This window comes from Candidatus Eremiobacteraceae bacterium (assembly GCA_036511855.1).
GTDB lineage: Bacteria > Vulcanimicrobiota > Vulcanimicrobiia > Eremiobacterales > Eremiobacteraceae > JABCYQ01.
On the sequence record DATCBN010000004.1, the window covers coordinates 21,958 to 39,105 of the forward strand.

The 17,148-nt window shown below is 64.2% G+C and carries 13 protein-coding genes; 5 read left to right on the forward strand and 8 right to left on the reverse strand.

Annotation, left to right across the window (positions count from 1 at the left end):
* Window positions 1-44 precede the first annotated feature (44 nt).
* Genes mutM through VII69_00375 form a run of 4 tightly spaced genes read right to left on the reverse strand, consistent with a single transcriptional unit; the run spans window position 45 to window position 5,568 of the window.
* On the reverse strand, window positions 45-851 hold the full coding sequence (gene mutM / locus VII69_00360; protein HEY5093548.1) for a bifunctional DNA-formamidopyrimidine glycosylase/DNA-(apurinic or apyrimidinic site) lyase: 807 nt from the start codon (window positions 849-851) through the stop codon (window positions 45-47).
* A gap of 6 nt (window positions 852-857) precedes the next feature.
* A complete protein-coding gene (polA, locus tag VII69_00365) occupies window positions 858-3,569 on the reverse strand; it encodes a DNA polymerase I (GenBank protein HEY5093549.1) in 2,712 nt (903 codons plus the stop codon).
* A gap of 29 nt (window positions 3,570-3,598) precedes the next feature.
* Window positions 3,599-4,795, reverse strand: a complete 1,197-nt coding sequence (locus VII69_00370) for an MFS transporter (GenBank protein ID HEY5093550.1) — start codon at window positions 4,793-4,795, stop codon at window positions 3,599-3,601.
* The gene (locus VII69_00375) at window positions 4,792-5,568 is read right to left on the reverse strand and encodes a DUF2064 domain-containing protein (GenBank protein HEY5093551.1); all 777 of its coding nucleotides are present in this window, start codon (window positions 5,566-5,568) and stop codon (window positions 4,792-4,794) included. Before VII69_00375 ends, VII69_00370 begins: the two co-directional genes overlap by 4 nt.
* Window positions 5,569-5,676: 108 nt before the next feature.
* Between VII69_00375 and VII69_00380 the strand changes: the two genes are divergently transcribed.
* Window positions 5,677-6,402 carry a CPBP family intramembrane glutamic endopeptidase gene (locus VII69_00380; GenBank protein HEY5093552.1) on the forward strand — a complete coding sequence of 242 codons (726 nt, stop codon included), beginning with the start codon at window positions 5,677-5,679 and terminating at the stop codon, window positions 6,400-6,402.
* Between the two features lie 130 nt (window positions 6,403-6,532).
* Window positions 6,533-6,778, forward strand: a complete 246-nt coding sequence (locus tag VII69_00385; GenBank protein HEY5093553.1) for a ferredoxin family protein — start codon at window positions 6,533-6,535, stop codon at window positions 6,776-6,778.
* 84 nt (window positions 6,779-6,862) lie between these two features.
* Here VII69_00385 and VII69_00390 read toward each other — a convergent pair whose 3' ends face one another.
* From VII69_00390 to VII69_00400, 3 genes are read right to left on the reverse strand one after another with little or no spacing between them, the layout of a single operon-like run.
* Window positions 6,863-7,693 (reverse strand): 2Fe-2S iron-sulfur cluster-binding protein, encoded by an 831-nt coding sequence (locus VII69_00390; GenBank protein ID HEY5093554.1) that lies wholly within the window; start codon window positions 7,691-7,693, stop codon window positions 6,863-6,865.
* A complete protein-coding gene (locus VII69_00395; GenBank protein HEY5093555.1) occupies window positions 7,690-9,549 on the reverse strand; it encodes an NADH-ubiquinone oxidoreductase-F iron-sulfur binding region domain-containing protein in 1,860 nt (619 codons plus the stop codon). Before VII69_00395 ends, VII69_00390 begins: the two co-directional genes overlap by 4 nt.
* A 3-nt stretch (window positions 9,550-9,552) precedes the next feature.
* Window positions 9,553-11,463, reverse strand: a complete 1,911-nt coding sequence (locus tag VII69_00400) for a molybdopterin-dependent oxidoreductase (GenBank protein HEY5093556.1) — start codon at window positions 11,461-11,463, stop codon at window positions 9,553-9,555.
* 220 nt (window positions 11,464-11,683) lie between these two features.
* Between VII69_00400 and VII69_00405 the strand changes: the two genes are divergently transcribed.
* Complete coding sequence (locus VII69_00405) at window positions 11,684-13,594, forward strand: bifunctional diguanylate cyclase/phosphodiesterase (protein HEY5093557.1); 1,911 nt, start codon at window positions 11,684-11,686, stop codon at window positions 13,592-13,594.
* On the opposite strand, the gene VII69_00410 is transcribed toward VII69_00405, so the two are convergent.
* Complete coding sequence (locus tag VII69_00410) at window positions 13,591-15,717, reverse strand: ATP-binding protein (GenBank protein HEY5093558.1); 2,127 nt, start codon at window positions 15,715-15,717, stop codon at window positions 13,591-13,593. The two genes, VII69_00405 and VII69_00410, sit on opposite strands and share 4 nt — an antisense overlap.
* Before the next feature lie 137 nt (window positions 15,718-15,854).
* Here VII69_00410 and VII69_00415 point away from each other — a divergent pair, with 137 nt between their 5' ends.
* Both VII69_00415 and VII69_00420 read left to right on the forward strand, forming a co-directional pair.
* Complete coding sequence (locus VII69_00415; protein HEY5093559.1) at window positions 15,855-16,286, forward strand: PilZ domain-containing protein; 432 nt, start codon at window positions 15,855-15,857, stop codon at window positions 16,284-16,286.
* A 221-nt stretch (window positions 16,287-16,507) separates the two neighbouring features.
* Entirely contained in the window at window positions 16,508-17,143 is a 636-nt protein-coding gene (locus VII69_00420) for an ABC transporter permease (GenBank protein HEY5093560.1), read from the forward strand.
* Window positions 17,144-17,148: the final 5 nt, after the last annotated feature.

Sequence of the window (17,148 nt, forward strand, 5' to 3'; positions counted from 1 at the left end):
GCGGTCGATGATCTTGCTGGCGGACCGGATGTGAATCGGCTGCATTATCGCTGGCAATCGGAGCAATAGAAGGTGCTACGTTGGGCCAGCAGGATACGCCGTACCGGGGAGCGGCATTGCTTACACGGCAAGCCGACGCGCCCATAGACGACAAACTGCTTCTGAAAGCCGCCTTCCTTTCCTTCCGCGTCCACGTAGTCGTTTAGACTTGAACCGCGATGTTTAATGGCTCGTCGCAGCACGCGCCGTAGACTCTTGAGCAGCCCGATCCGTTCTGCAGCGGTGAGTCGGCCCGCCGGCCGGCGCGGCCTGATGCCCGCGTAGAATAGCGCTTCGCACGCGTAAATATTACCGACGCCTGCGAGGCGGCGTTGGTCGAGCAGCCACGACTTTATCGGCGTGCGACGTCCCGCGAGCAATTCCGCAAACATCTCCGCGTTGAGACGCCGGTCAAACGGATCGACGCCGATCGCGAGGACTTCAGCCGCATCGCCCTGGAGCAATCGTACGCGGCCGAACTTGCGCGGATCGTCGAACTTCATAGAATCGCCGTCATCGAAATCAATTCTTAGGCGCTCGTGCCGGCGCGCCGGCTCCGATGCCGGTCCGACCAGCAAGCTTCCGGTCATGCGCAAGTGGATCGTCAGCGTGCGGCCATCTTCAAGAACGATCGCGACGTATTTCCCCACACGTCCGACGTCGACGATTCGCTGACCGTCGAGCGACGCCAGCGGCAAGCTGCGTTCGTCAACGGTGCGCAACCACGCGACGCCGACGCCGCGGATGCGTTTGCCGCGGATCAGCTCGCGCAGACCGCGCGCGATGGTTTCGACTTCAGGCAGTTCGGGCATCGGATGCTACGCCATGTCTCCCCAACTGGGGCCGGACTTGAAATCGACCACGAGCGGCACGCGCAAGGTCATCGCGTTTTCCATCGCATTGCGGACGTCTTCGCGCAGCGCGTCGAGCGCCTGCATATCGACTTCGAAGATCAGCTCGTCGTGCACTTGCAAGAGCAACTGCGCCGGATGGCGTTGTTCTTCGATGCGCCGCGCGATGCGCACCATCGCCAGCTTGATGAGATCGGCCGCGCTGCCTTGCAGCGGCGCGTTGATGGCCACGCGCTCGGCAGCGGCCCGCATGGCGTGGTTCGGCGATTTCAGATCGGGCAGAAGGCGGCGTCGGCCGAGCAATGTCGTGACCTGCCCGTCGACGCGCGCTTTGTCGATCGCGCCGGCGATGTATTGTTTGATCTGCGGAAAGCGGGCGAAGTACGCGGCGATGAAATCGCGCGCTTCTCCGCGCGAGAAGCCAACGCTTTGCGCGAGGCCGAACGAGCCCATGCCGTAGAGGATGCCGAAATTCACGGCTTTCGCGCGTCGGCGCAGTTCTCCAGGCACCGGTTCGCCGGCGGGCACGGCGAAGACGGCGCGCGCGGTGTAGGCGTGGATATCCTCGCCGCTCTTGAACGCGTCGATCAGCGTCGGATCTTCCGACATGTGCGCGAACAGACGCAGCTCGATCTGCGAGTAGTCCGCCGCAAGCAGCACGCGCCCTTGCGTGGGCGGGAGAAAGGCGAGGCGGATCTCGCGGCCGAGCTCGCTGCGGACCGGTATGTTCTGGAGATTTGGATTCGTGCTCGACAAGCGGCCCGTGGCTGCGCCGAGCTGGTTGAGCGTGGTGTGGAGTATGCCGTCGCGTTTGTCGATCAGAGCCGGAAGCGCGTCAACGTAGGTGGACTTGAGCTTAGACACCTCGCGATATTCGAGCACGCGCGCTGCGATCTCGTGCTCGCTCGCTAATGGCGCAAGCACTTCTACGCCCGTAGCCCAGGCCGTCTTCTTCTTCGATCCGCCGGGCATCTGCAGTTTCTCGAACAGAATCGCGCCGAGCGCCTTGGGAGAGTTGATGTTGAACTCTTCGCCCGCGAGCCGGTGCACCGCGCTTGTGGCTTGTGCGATCGCATCGTCGAGTTTGCGGCGGATCCGGTCGAGCTCTCCGATGTCGAGCCGGAAGCCTGCCTGCTCCATGTGCGCGAGGACCGCAGCGAGCGGCATCTCGATATCGTTGAACACCCCGGACATGCCGGCGTTGGCGAGATCGTCTTGCAGCGGCTCGGCGACAGTGGCGATCGCAGCGGCGGCCGAAGCGTGCTCCGCCGAAACGCCGTGCCCGGCTCCGAACAGTTCCATCGGCGCTGCGGTCGCATCGTACGGCATGACCGGAGGCGCGCCGTATGCCGCTGCGACGCCCGCAAGGTCGGTGTTCGCGCGATCCGGATCGAGCAGCGCGTATGCAAGGGTCAGGTCGAACCTCACGCCGCGCGGCACGATGCCGTTGCGGCCGCCGAAGCGCGCCAGCTCTTTGGCGCCGAAAACGATCTTCGACGGAACGTCCGCGGTCAGCAGATTCTTGAAATCCGCATGCGCTTTCTCATCGTCCAACAGCGCCGGCGCCGGTGCGACGACCGCATCGCTCCCCGGCCACGCAAATGCAAAGGCGACGGGCGGTGCGCCGGGCGCGCCGATCGCGGCGAGCGCGATCTCAGGTTGCGCCATCGCACGCGAAAGCAGATCGCGCGCATCTGCGGGCGTCGCGGCGAGGATATGGCGGAATTTTGGTTGTGGCCGTCCTCGGTCCGGCATCGCGCGAGCGGTCGCGGTCGCGGATGTGCCAAGGACTTCCTCGGGTTTGGGATCGCCGCGACCTTCATTCCGGCTGAACAAACCGCGGAACTCGAATTCATTGTACATGGCGGCGAGACGTTCGCGCTCCGGCTCGCGGTAGGCACATTCATCCCACGTCAATGCGATCGGTAGCGTGCGTTTTGCCAACGAGACGTCGCGGCAGCGGCGGGCGAGGTCGGCGTGTTCGACCAGCAGCGCGCCGATGCGGTCTGGTTTCACCTCGCGCGCGTGCGCGAGAACTTCTTCGAGCGTGCCGAATTGGGCGATGAGTTTAACGGCCGTTTTCTCGCCGATGCCCGGCACGCCGGAGAGGTTGTCGGACGGATCGCCCTTGAGCCCGCGATAGTCGGCGAGCTGCGATGGCCGCAGGCCGTAGCGTTCGAAAACCGCGGCCTCGTCGTAGCGCATGAGGTCGCTGAATCCGCGCTTGGGTGTGAGCACCGTGCAATGCTGGTCCACCAGTTGCAAGAGATCCAGATCGCCGGAGACGATGACCGACGCGAACGCCTGCGACGACGCGCGGGTGGCAAGCGTGGCGATGCAATCGTCCGCTTCTTCGCTCTCCACTTCCACTGCTGCGACGCCGTACGCCGCGAGCACTTTTCGCACGAGCGGGAACTGCGAGCGAAGCTCGTTGGGCATGTCCGGCCGTTGCGCTTTGTAGGTCGGCATGGCCGCGAGCCGCTCTGCGGGGATGCCCGCGTCGAAACAGGCGACGGCGTGCGACGGTTTTTCCGAGGCAAGCGCGCGCGCGAGCATACGCTCGAAGCCGTACACGGCGTTGACTGCCGCGCCCGACGACGTGGTGAGCGGCGGCAACGCGAAGAACGCGCGATAGACCAGCGCGTAGACGTCGAGAAGGAGCAGCTTGCGTTCGGACACGTGAGTTGCCGATCAGATGCGGGCGGGCATCATGCGGGTTTGGCCATATCCGGGAGCGCGCGCGTTTCCCCGCTTCGCGCGGAGCGTCCTTCGCTTTCACCCGGCAGCATCGCGGTGGCCAACGTGCCGGCGACCGAGATGCCGACGAGCACCCACAGGACCGTTAGCAATCCCGACATATCGGCAAGGCGGCCCAATCCCGCCACGGCCAAGCCGCCGACGCCCGACGTGAATCCGATGACGAGCGATGCCGCAAGCGCGAGCCTGCTCGGCATGAAGTCCTGCGCCATCACCACGCTGATCGACGTCGTGGATATGATGCAGGCGCCGGCGAGCGCGAGCGCGACCACGCCGGCCGCACCCGGAGAGATGATGTAGAACGCGAGGAGCACGGGAACGCATGCGAGGCTCGCGAGCATCGTGCTCTTGTTGCCAACTTTATCGGCGATCGCGCCGCCGAGAATCGTGCTCGCTGCTCCCGCGCCCAATACCGCGAACAACAGCGGGCCGGTGGACGATGCAGGATGATTCAGCACGTGCACTGCGTAGAGCGGCACGAAGATGAGGATGCCGCTATAGATGATCGACCGCAACGCGACGACCGTTACCAACATCGTCATGGCTCCGCGGCGCGAACGCGTTCGGCCTTTGGGTGAGGCGGCGAAGTGCGCGGTCTCCGCGCTTTGGATGGCCGGCGCGATGAATGCCGTGATGATGGTGACGATGATGCCGGGGATGAGGTATATCCATGTGCCCTGCGGGCCGACGGAGACGACGATCGCCGTAACGACCAGCGGTCCGAGCGCAACGCCGATGTTGCCGCCGATCGTGAAGAACGACATGCCGGTGGCGCGTTTGGTGCCCGAGACGAAGCGGGCAGATTTCGTGGCTTCTGGATGGAAGATGGCCGAACCGATGCCGGTGATCGCGACGGCGCCGAGCACCAGTGGGTAGGTCGGCGCAAGCCCGAGCACGGCGAAACCGCCCGCCGCGAGCAGCACGCCGAGGGGAATCAGAAAACGCTTCGCCCCGCGATCGGAGATCACGCCGAATATCGGTTGGGTGATGGAAGACGTCACCTGGTATATGGTGGAGACCGCCGCGAGCAGCAAGTACGACAACGCGAATTTGCCCTGCAGATATGGAAGCATGGCGACGAGCGCGCCGCCGGTGACGTCGACGGTGAGGTGGCCGAGACTCAGGAGCGAGAGCGCACGCCGCTTCACTTGGGAATATCCGTGTGGGGCCCTTCACTGTGGCTGGTCGACTCTTCACTGTGGGGCCGACCTTTATGGTCGGCCAACCCTTCGCTCGTAGCGAGCGTATGGCCGGCGAGTATCTCCCCGACGACAATTTGCGTTCGCGTCGACTCGACGACTTTGTGGCGGCCGAAGTACGCCGCGAGCTTTCCTAGATCCGCGGCATCGCGCACGGAGAAATTCCCGACGAGCGGCGCGCACGATAACCCGCGTTTGCTCGCGGCGACGAGTAGATCGGTGGCTGCGTCGCCACCGGCAAAATCGACTTCAGCAAAAAGATCCGTGGGTGCGTTGATCGCGGCGAGGTAGATCGTGCCGCGGTCGCCGGCGCCGAACGCAAGACCGTATTGATCCACTTGTCCGAGCGCGGAGTACACGACATCATTCGGCACGTGCGGGGCATCGAGGCCCATCAATGCGACGTGCGTGAACCCGCGATCGAACGCGGCTTGCGCGCCGCCGTTCCAGCGCGCGCCGGTGTCGGATCCGGGCACGCCGGCGATCTCGCCTGCGCCGCCCGCCACTTCGGCGAAATCCGCGGCGTCTTGAGGCGGCACACACCACAGGAGCGAACAGGCTGCTTCGGCTCGTCCAAAACGCTCGGCGATGTCCTCAATGATGGCGCGGGCGAGGCGCGCGTCGTCGACCTTTCCGATCCGCGATGAGAGAACAGACGCCGGCCGCCGGTCGGGATGCTCGGCGATCACCGCAAGCACCGCCTGCCGTTTTCCGATGCTCAAAGATGACAATTCCTTTTGTGTAGTAGGACGAGCATCGCTCGCCCAATAGCCAAACGGTGCGCGCCGGCGTTAGAGGTTCGCGCGTCCGGGGCGTGGGAATGGGCGCGGATGGTCGGCTTTTCGCCCGCATTTGAGTTGCGGCCTTCGACGCTCGCACTGTTCGCGATGCTCGCTGTGGTGCTCGTCGCAATCCCGGTGTTCGCGCTCCTGCGTGCGCGGGCGGATGATCCGGACCGGGCACATGAGCGGAGTGCTAAACACGCGCGATACGCACGCACTCTGCTCGTGCTGTGGGGAATCACCGCGCTGGCTTTATATGCACTTCGACTGTACGGACTTGGTCCAGCCGATGTCGGGCTCCGCACTCCCAACGAACCTTGGGAATACTGCGCCGGGCTAATAGTGCCGGCGATGTTCGCGTTCCTGAACATCGGACGCGGAAGTGTCGATCGCGATTATCTGCGCCGGGTGGGCCGGGTGATTCCGATCGACTCGTCCGATTGGATTTGGTTCGTGCCACTATCCGCGACCGCTGGCATCTGCGAGGAGTTCCTCTATCGCGGGTACGCGCTGACCCAGATCGCCGCGTTGACCGGCAGCCTCGGCGCAGGTTTCGTCTTGTCGAGCGCCGCGTTTGGGCTGGCCCACGTGTATCAAGGCAGAATGGGCGTCATCGGCACAATGATCACGGGCGCGCTCTACGCCGGCGTTTTCTTGCTCACAGGCTCGATCGTGCCGTGCATGATCGGACATTTCGTACAGGACATCGTCGGCGGGCTCGCGTTGTCGCGGCAAATTCGCGCGGTCTCCTCTGGTCCGACAAACACGCATTAGGCTGGCTTGTCCGACCCTTGGGCCGACGATATATTCGGCCGCGGCGACGAGGTAGACGAAACGCACTGCAAGCGGTAGGGCCGGCTCGCGGGCCGCGCGAAGAGCCACGGGCTCAACCAGGAGGCCCTCCGTGACCTACGTCATCTGCCAGCCGTGCATCACCGTCAAGGACAAGTCGTGCGTCGACGTCTGTCCGGTCGATTGCATCCACGGCGGCGACGAAGACGAGCAGCTCTATATCGATCCGAGCACCTGTATCGACTGCGGCGCGTGCGTCGCCGCGTGCCCGGTAACCGCCATCTACGCCGAGAGCGAAGTGCCGGCCGAGTGGACGAACTTCACGAAGATCAACGCCGACTACTTCGACAAGAAATAATCTCCAATTTGTATTAGGGCAAGCATCGCTCGCCCAAAAAACGGGGCAAGCGATGCTTGCCCTAGTACGGTCGACCTCGTACAACTAGGTTTTGGGTTTGACGAATTGCCAGCCGAAGCGGCCCTTTATGCATAGGTGGCCGTTGGTCACGTCGTGATCGATAGGTGACGAGACCTTGACGATCTCGCCGTCTTGAGCGTGCACGGTGAGCGTGCACCCCACGCCGCAGTATCCGCAGATCGTGTCGGTCTTCACTTGGCGTGATTCGTCCCAAGTGCCGGCCGCGCGCATCTCGTGCTCGGATGTGAACATGAGCGCGCCGGTCGGGCAGACCCCGATGCAATTTCCGCAATAGACACACGCCGAATCGGGCAGTGGAACTTCATATTCGGTGGCGATGTGCGCGTCGAAACCACGCCCGGCGGTGGCGATCGCAAACGTGTTCTGCGCGTCGGTGCCACAGGCTTCCACGCACTTGTAGCACAGAATGCATTTCGAATAGTCGCGGACGTACAGCTCGTTGTCGACCTTGACCGGCTGGGCAACCGTTCGCGCCTGCTCGCCGTAACGCGCCGGCTTTGCATCGTAGCGCTGCATCTGGCGCTGCATATCCGCGGCGAGTGAGACGTCCACCGAGGATGCGAGAAACTCCAACACCATGCGGCGGCTCAGCCGGACGCGCTCGCTGTCGGTCTTCACCTTCATGCCGTTCTCGCATTTTCGAGAACAGGCGGGCACCAGCGTGCGCGCGCCCTCCAGCTCGACCACGCAGACGCGGCACACGTTGACCGGCGTGAGATTTTCGAGGTAGCACAACGTCGGCGTTTCGACGCCTTGCGCGCGGCATGCGTCGAGAATGGTCGCGCCGTCGGGGACCGTGACGGCAACGCCATCGACCTGCAGTTCCACGCTCATGCCTGATGCCGTCCTGCGAATAGATCGAATTTCGCGATCGCCGATTCGATCGCGCTCGAGGCCGTTTGCCCAAGTCCGCAGATCGACGCGTCGCGCATGACCTGACCGATTTCGGCGAGCAGCCGCCGGTCCGCCGAGCCCGCGTCCCCATCCCCACCGGCCGCGAGGCGATGCAACAGCTCTTCTTGACGCACCGTCCCCACGCGGCACGGCACGCATTGCCCGCACGATTCGTCTTTGAAGAACGCGGCGATGCGCCGCACGATGACGCGAAGATCGACCGTCTCGTCGAAGATCATGATCACACCCGAGCCCAACGTGGCCCTGATCGCGCGAACGCCGTCGAACGTGAGCGGCGTATCGAGCTCATCGGGGGTGACGAACGCGCCGGCGGCTCCGCCCAGCAGCACCGCCTGCAGGCGCTTGCCGCCGCGCACGCCTCCGGCGAGATCGAGCAAGGCGCGCAACGTGATGCCGAACGGCACCTCGTATAGTCCTGGGCGCTCTGCGTGACCGGAGATGCAGAAGAGTCTTGTGCCGGTGGCGTCGGCTGTTCCCGTTGCGGCGAACGCCTTGCCGCCGTCCTGCACGATGTCGAGCACGTTGACCAGCGTCTCCACGTTGTTGATGATGGTTGGTTTTCCGAAGAGACCCTTTTGCGCGGGGAATGGCGGCTTGTTGCGCGGTTCTCCGCGATAGCCTTCGATGGAATTGAAGAGCGCCGTCTCTTCGCCGCAGATGTACGCGCCGGCGCCGCGGCGGATCTCGATGTCGAATCGCAGACCATTGCCCATGATCTCGTCGCCGAGCAGGCCGTGATCGCGCGCCTGGCTGATGGCGCGCTCGAGCGCGGCCCGCGCGCGGGAATATTCGCCGCGGACGTAGATGAAGCCGCGCTCGCACCCGCCGGCAAACGCGGCGATGGTCATCGACTCGACGATGGCGAATGGGTCCTCTTCCATCAAGATCCGGTCTTTGAACGTTCCCGGCTCCGATTCGTCGGCGTTGCAGACAAGATAATGCGGTCGTTCAGGTTCACGCGCGACCGATTCCCATTTGCGGCCGGTGGGGAATGCCGCACCACCGCGTCCGACCAATTTGGAATCGAGCACCTCGCGAATGACGCCCGCCGGACCAAGTTCCAGCGCGCGGCGCAACGCGTTGTATCCGCCGGCGGCGCGATAATCATCGAGACTTGCCGGGTCTATGTGACCGATCCGGCGCAGAAGACGCAACCCCGGATCGCCATATTGCGGCAGCGAGACCCGCGGCTCGTAATTGATGTCGCGCCGTCCGTCGAGCGCCTTGCCGATGTCGCTCTCAAGCGCAGGTGCTATCGGCTCTTCGTGATGGTCGGGCCCGGCGACGGAAAGCATGGCTGCCGGCGCTCGTTCGCACAAACCCAAACACGGACTTCGCAGCCACGTCGCACGGCCCATTCGCGACGCAGCGCCCAGCGCCCGTTCGGATCGCTCGAGTTCGCCGCAGAGGTCGGCCGTCGCAAGGCACGCGATATCGTCGCAGACGTGCACCACTGTCGGCGGCCGCTGCTTGGTGGCGAACAGCCCGTAGAAGCTCGCCACGCCGAATGCTTCGGCGGGCGGTATCGTGAGCCGGCGGCTTATGTGATTGAGCGCGCCTTCGCTGATCCAACCGACCCTGTCGGCCAGCGCGTGCAACGCAGGAAGCAAAAGGTGGCGCTGGTCGCGGGCCGATTTTCCGCCGGCGGCGAAATGGCGATCTGCGGCAGTGCGCTCTCGTCCACCCGTCCAGCCGGATGCCGCTTCGCCCAACAAAGCATCGACCGCCTCGCGCTCCTCATCGGTTGGCTGAGCGGATGTGAAGTGGAGGTCCAACGATCAGTCTCCCGCGATCGACGCTACGGGCGTGAGCTTATCGATGTGAACGGCCGTCGCCTTGAATTCGGCCGTACCCGATTTCGGATCGTTCGCTTCGATCGTCAGAAAATTGGAAGCGACATCGAAATGAAAGGTCATGAAAGCCAGGCCGGGCCGCAGGGTCTCGTCGACACGAACCTTGACCTCGACCGCACCGCGACGCGATCGCAGACGCACGAGCTCGCCTTCGGCGACGCCGTAGCGGACGCAATCCTCCGGCGAGAGATCGAGACTCTCGCCGCGCCGCAGCGGTGACGAATACGCCGCCGTCTGCACGCCGCTGTTGAACGAATCGAGCCGGCGGCCGGTGGTCAGCAGCAGCGGATATTCGTCGTCGATGACGTCGACGGGCGGTTCATGCACGACTGCATGGAACGGGGCGCGCGGCCCGCGGAGCGGCTCTTCCCACAATCGCGCGTGCAGAAAACGCTCGCCCGGATGGTTCTCGTCGTAGCACGGCCAGCGCAGCCCGTTGTTCGCCTCCAAACGCGCATACGACATGCCCGCGTGCATCGGGCTTAAACTGCGGACTTCGTTCCAGATCGCTTCGGCGGTAGGCGTGCCCCAATCCATGCCAAGGCGGCCCGCCAATGCGGACACGATATCCAGGTCGTCGCGCGCGCTTCCTGGCGGGTCCACCGCTTTGCGCACGCGCTGCACGCGCCTTTCGCTGTTGGTGACCGTGCCTTCGGCTTCGCACCAGCCGGCGGCGGCGGGCAGCACCACGTGCGCGAGTTGCGCGGTGCGTGTCAGCGTGAGATCTTGCACGACGAGGTGATCGAGCGACGACAACAGATGTTCGGTGCGATGACGGTCGGCTTCCGAAACCGCCGGATTCTCGCCGAGCACGTAGAGCGAATGCAATTCGCCGCGCTCGATCGCGTCGAACATCTCGTTCATGCGCCATCCTCGCTGCGCCTGGAGCTTCACGCCCCATGCGCGCTCAAATTTCGCACGCGCTTCGTCGTCGGCGAGCGGTTGAAATCCGACGAGGCGATCCGGTATCGCACCCATATCGCCGCCGCCCTGCACGTTGTTCTGGCCGCGCAGCGGATTCAACCCGCTTCCGTAGCGGCCGACGTGGCCGGTCAAGAGCGCGAGATTGATCAGCGCCAAGACGCTGTCGGTCGCGTTGTGATGTTCGGTGATGCCAAGCGTCCAACAGATCATGGCGCGATCGGCGCTTGCATACGCGCGAGCCAATCGACGGATCGCGTCGGCGGGCACGCCCGTGATTTCCGCGACGCGGTCCGGATCGTAACCGTTCAGCGATTCGCGATACGCTTCAAACCCACTGGTCGCGCGTTCGATGAAGGTGCGGTTCTCGAGCCCGAGATGCAAGATCTCATGCGCGATCGCGTTGGAAAGCGCGATGTCGCTGCCGACGTTCACGCCCAGCCATTCGTCGGCCCACTGGGCCGTGACCGTGCGGCGCGGATCGACCACGTACAACGAAGCGCCGCGACGGATGGCCTTGAGAACGCGATGAAAGAAGATCGGATGCGTCTCGCGCGCGTTCGACCCCCAGAGTATGATCAGGTTGGTCTCTTCGACCTCCCGATACGAGCTGGTGCCGCCCCCGGCACCGAACACTGCCGCCAGACCGGCGACGCTAGGAGCGTGTCACGTGCGGTTGCAGCTGTCGATGTTGTTGCAGCCTATGGCGACGCGGACGAACTTCTGCGCCAGGAAATTCAGCTCGTTCGAAGCCTTCGAGCAACTGAACATCCCGACCGCGTTCGGCCCACCCTTTTTGACCGCTCCGGCGAACCCGGCGGCAGCCCTATCGAGCGCTTCGTCCCATGTGGCAACCCGCAAATGATCGCCGTCGCGAACCAGCGGCTCGGTAAGGCGCGCGGACTGTCCCTTCATGCGTTACCCCTATGGAGTTATATGATGAAGTCGGCCTTCGCGGGGCCAAATATTCGCCCCTCCGGCAGCGCCTAAGGGGCTAGCTTGCCCTCGCCGATATTATGTATACAGCAAGTCTAAACGACAAAGCCGGCCGCCTCCCCGATGCGGCCAGACGGGGTTCCGATTTCCTCCAGTGGGCGATAACTTCAAGACACGCATCACTAAACTACTCGGCCTGATGAGCGGCGGCCTAACCGGGCTGCCTGCTGCGCGCGAGGATCAGCGCGGCCTTGCGCCGCTGCCGTCGGGAGTGCGCACCGCAATAGACGATCCGCCTGCGCCCGCCCCAGTTCCGGGCGGCGACGATGACTTCGACATCCTGCTCAACGAGAGCCGCATCAGAACGGTATTCCAACCGATCGTCTCGCTAGCTGACGGCACGGTGTTCGGTTACGAAGCGCTTTCGCGCGGACCGATCGGCACGCACCTCGAAAGCGCCGACGCGCTTTTCAATGCAGCGAAGGTCCGCAACGTCACCCGCCAACTCGAACGGATCTGCCGGTTCAAAGCGATCGCGAGCGCGTCGAGTCTGCCGCCGGGATGTTATCTCTTTTTGAACATCAGCCCGGGCGTGCTCGAAGAGCGAAACGCGGGCTTGTCGCGCGACGTCATGGACCAGCATCATCTCGCGCGCGAGCGCATCGTCCTCGAGATCACCGAAAAAGAAGCCATCAACGATTTCGACCTTTTCAAACGCACGCTGCAGCACTATAGCCGCCAGGGTTTCAAGGTGGCCATCGATGACGCGGGCGCCGGCCACAACAGTTTGCGCGCCGTCACCGAAGTCCGTCCGCACTACATCAAGCTCGACATGGCCCTCGTGCGCGACATCGACCGGGACCGCGCGAAGAACGCGCTCGTCTCCGCGATCATCATGTTCGCCCGGCGGATCGACGCCCGCGTGCTCGCCGAAGGCATCGAAACGATCGAGGAGCTCTCATCGCTGATCGAGATCGGCGTCGACTACGGACAGGGTTACTTGCTTGCGCGCCCGGCCGCCGGGTTCGTCGAACCCAAGCCGGAGATCGCCGCATTCATCCGCGAGCGCTCGGTGGCCAGCCGCACGATGCCTGCGCCGAAGCGGTCGGCGATCGGCACGATCACGCGCCGCGCGCCCGCGCTTCCGCCGAGCGCCTACACGAGCGAAGTCCTGGAGATCTTCGACCGCCATCCGGATTTGGACAGCGTGGTCCTCACCGAATTCGGCGCGCCGGTCGGCTTGGTCAGCCGCACAAAGCTTTACGAGCGGCTCTCGCACCAGTTCGGCTACTCGATCTATTCCAAGCGGCCGGTCCGGCTCGTCATGGACGATTCGTATCTCTCGGTCGACGCGAAGGATTCCATCGACGACGTCGCGCGCAAAGTCGTCCATCGCCGCCGCACCGAGCTCTACGACGAGATCGTCGTGCTCGAGAACGACATCTATGCGGGCGTGGTTTCGGTCCGCGACCTCTTGCACACGATGACGGAGTTCCAAGCGTCGGTATCGCGCCACACCAACGCGCTCACCGGTCTCCCGGGGCGCGCGCTCGTACAGCAAGAGATCGAACGGCGTGTCGCGTCCAGCAAGCCGTTCGCGCTTTTGCACGTGGACATCAACCATTTCCGTGCCTACAACGACCGGCATGGATACGGCCGGGGCGACGAGGTGATCCGCGCGCTTGCCGATTGCCTCGCGCAAGCCGGTCGCGATCTCGACGGCCCGCAAAGCTTTGTCGGTCACATCGGCGGCGTGAATTTCGTGATGTTGTGCTCCGAAGAGCACGTCGACGCCATCGGACGAGCGGTGCTCGAACAATTCAACCGCAGGATTGCGGCCTTGCACGTCTCACGTGATCTTGCGGTGCTCAGCGATGAGCCGTCGACCGGACCATCCGAGGTGACCCTCGCACTCGTCGGCATCACCGCCAACAGCACGACGGCGCCGTCCTATGCCGGTCTTGCCGGCCGCGCGCAGCGCTACAAGCGGATGGGCCGCGGTGTCGCGCAGGACTCGTTCGTGCTCGACGGCCGCATCGTCATCGGCAACGTCGGCAGCGTCACGGTGCTCGGTCGTCCGAACGCCGGATTAGGCCCGCAGAGCGCCTAGGTACGGTCCGCGCCGCGCTTGGCGCATGGCAGCGTGAACGTAAACGTCGTGCCCTCGCCCTCGGTGCTCGACACAGAGATGCTGCCGCCGTGCGCTTCGATGAGGCCCTTGGAAATCACGAGTCCGAGACCGGTGCCGGGCCTGTTGCGTCCGCCGCGATCCACTTGTGAGAACTTTTCGAACAATCTCGGCAAGGCCGACGACGGAATTCCGACGCCCGTATCGATGATGTCCACGCGCAAGTACGCGCCTTCCGAGCGTGCGCGCACGCTCACCGAGTCGCCGCGATGCGAATACTTGATGGCGTTGGACAAAAGGTTCGACATGATCTGTTCCACGCGATCGGGGTCCACAACGACGGGCGCCAGCCCGCGCGCGAAATCGGTCGTCACCGTCACGCCATACTCTTCGGCGTAGCCGGTCATGCCGTCGACCGCGCGCTCGAGTAGGCGTTCGGGGTCGCACGGTTGCTTGCGGATGGTGAGTTTGCCGGCTTCGATTTTCGACGCGTCCAACAAGTCGTTGATGAGGCGCAAGAGCCGCTCGGAATTGTTTCGCACCATCTGTAGCAGCTCGAATGCATTGCCCGAGTCCGCGGGGACTTGCTCGAAGAGCAGGGCGGTCGCCCCTTTGATCGACGTCAGCGGCGTGCGCAGCTCGTGGCTCACGGTGCTGATGAAGTCGGCTTTTAATTGTTCGAGCTCGCGCGCGGCCGTGATGTCGCGAAACGCGTGCACCATGGCGGTCACCGCTCCCGACGCGTCGCGCAGCGGCGACGCCGACACGGCCACCCAACGTGACGTCTTTGCGAAGAAGACTTCGTAGTTCTGCACGGTCTGCCGCGAGCCTGAGTCGGTCTTCGCCGCGTCGAACGCGTTGCGGTCCAATTCTTCCAAAGAGCGGCCGCGGCGGTCGGCGCCGCTCAGCGCGCCGTAGCCCTGCGCGAGCACTTCGTCCGCCGGTGCGCCCGCGATGCGCGCGGCGGCGACGTTCCAAAGCGAAAACTTTGCATCCGCACCGGTCACGTACACGCCGTCAGCGGTGCCTGCGAGCACTTGCTCCAGCGTCGACTTTTGGTCGTGGATCTCGCCGAACAAAATCGCGCGGCCGAACGCCAAAGCCAGTTGGCCCCGCACGAGCCTCATGGTTTCGAGATCGGTCGAAGAGAAAAGCCGCTTGCGGCGTGAGACGAGTTCAAGCGCACCGACGACGCGGCCGCGATCCATGAGCGGCAGCGCGACGAGCTGCGTCACGCCGAGCAGCTTCCAGATCGCTTTCACGGGCGCGGGAAGATCGCTTGCGACGATGTCGTTGACGATCACGTTCTCGGTGGAACTGACGGCGCGTCCGACGGCGCTCTGTTTGTCTGCGCCGACGGTGCGGTCGAGCGAGCGTGTATCCGTCGGGGCGATTCCCGCGCGCGTCACGACCGATACTTCGTCGTGCGCTGCATCGTAACGCCACAGCACCGCACCGTCGGCGTCGAGGATATCGAGAACGGAAACGAGCGTGGCGGGAAGTACGGCGCTCAGATCGGCGGCGCCATTCAATGCGGCGCTCACGTCGTTCACGCCCTTCAGTTGATCGTTGAATCGCCGGATCGCTTCGTCGCTGTCCATGCGCAGAAAAACGTCTTTGTTCGCGGATTCGGTGCCGCGCGCGTGCTGCAGTTCGAAGAGCGCAGCGGCCTGCGCCGCGACGGCTTGCGCGCGTGCAGCAAACGACGCCGTCGCCACCGCTCCCGCGGCCGGCGCCGCTGCGGTGAGGCACACCGCGCCCACACAGATGCCTGCGACGGTGATCGGTGCGGTGGCAAGACTGCGGGTGGTGGTCGCTTCGCACGTCTTGCGAGCGAGATCCAATGCACGGGTTTCAGCGGGTATGAAGGGCGATGAATCGTCGACGGAGACACCGCGAACCGCCGCGATGCGTATTATTTGCGAGTCGAGTTCGATCGACGAAATGAGGGAAACGCGCGCGCAGTTCTCGGTCTGCGATGCGAGCGCGACAAGGCCGCGCAACGAGTCGACGAGACCGTTCTGTGTGTATTCGCGGGACGGTGATGTGAGAACGATGGGCGCGGACGCTTGTGCGGCCGGCCTCGCCCGGCGGGGGGCTGCCATTACATATATTATCGGCAACGTTGGGCCGATAAGGCCGGTTTCGCAGTCAAATGGGCCCGCTAACTTGACAGCCCCTAATGGCCGAAAGTATGATTGAGGTCACCTTTGTCTCAAAGTCTACAGACGGATTCGTGCCCATGTCGCTTTTCGACTCCATACTCAAGGTCTTCGCCAACCGGAGAAGCAGCAAGCGCGGTAACCCGCGCCGGATGCCTCGGCTGATGGTCAGCCATCCCGTGCGGCTGCGCGCCACGTCCACACTCAACGATCAGCCGGCGCTTCTCGAGGACCTTTCATCGGGCGGCGCATGCGTGCGCACGGCGCTCCGGATGCGCTCCGGCGATAGCGTCGTCCTCAATGCCCACCTCTCATCCGCGGTCCGATTCGAGCAGCTGGCAAAAGTCGTCTACGTTCAGCGCCAGCAGAGCGGCTATCAATCGCGTTACGGACTGCGTTTCGTCGACCTGCGTTCAGAAGTCAAGCTCGCCATCGCGCAATACGTCGCCGAAGAACAACACGGTCGCAAATTCGGCGTCCAGCCTTTTTCGCACACGGCAGAGCCCGCGTAGCCAAATTTTTGTAGGGGCCGACTTTTCAACCGTACTAGGGCAAGCATCGCTTGCCCCATCTTTTATCGATCTGTAGGAGGGCAAGCATCGCTTGCCCCATCTTCTTGTCGATCTGTACTAGGGCAAGCATCGCTTGCCCCACCTTTTCAACCGTACTAGGACAAGCATCGCTTGCCCATCCGCCAGGCCGCGCTCGACGCCCCGCAGAACGTGGGCGCGTCGTGCATCTGATCGCCCAAGCTTGGGCATTTGCGGTCACGCATCAAGGCTCCATCCAAACCGCGATCCGCGAACATCTCGCGCTGAGCGCGACCGCGCTCGGCGCGGCGGCTGCGGTGTGTCTTCCGCTCGGCGTGCTCGCGTCGCGACATGCATGGGGACGCGCCGCCATTGCAGCCGTGAATGCCGTGCGCGTCATCCCAAGTCTTGCCATCCTTGCGCTCGTGCTGCCGTGGCTCGGGCTTGGATTCGCAAGCGCGCTGGTGGCGCTCGTGGTGCTCGCGTGTCCCCCGGTGCTTGTGAATACCGACGTCGCGTATCGCAGCGTCGATGCAAGTGCCGTCGAAGCCGCGCGCGCGATGGGCATGACCCGCGCCCAAGTGCTGTGGCGCGTCGAGACGCCGCTGGCCCTGCCCGTCGTGCTCACCGGCTTGCGGGTGGCTGCCGTGGAAGTCGTCGCGTCGGCCACGCTGGCAACGCTCATCGGCGCCGGCGGGCTTGGCGACATCATCGTCGCGGGTCTTGAATTGAACGAACCGGCGGAGCTGCTCGTGGGTTCGCTTGCCGCTGCGGCGCTCGCGCTTGCGGCGGCGGCCGCGTTCGCGGGCGGCGAACGTCTGGCGGCGGCGCGCCGATGAAAGGA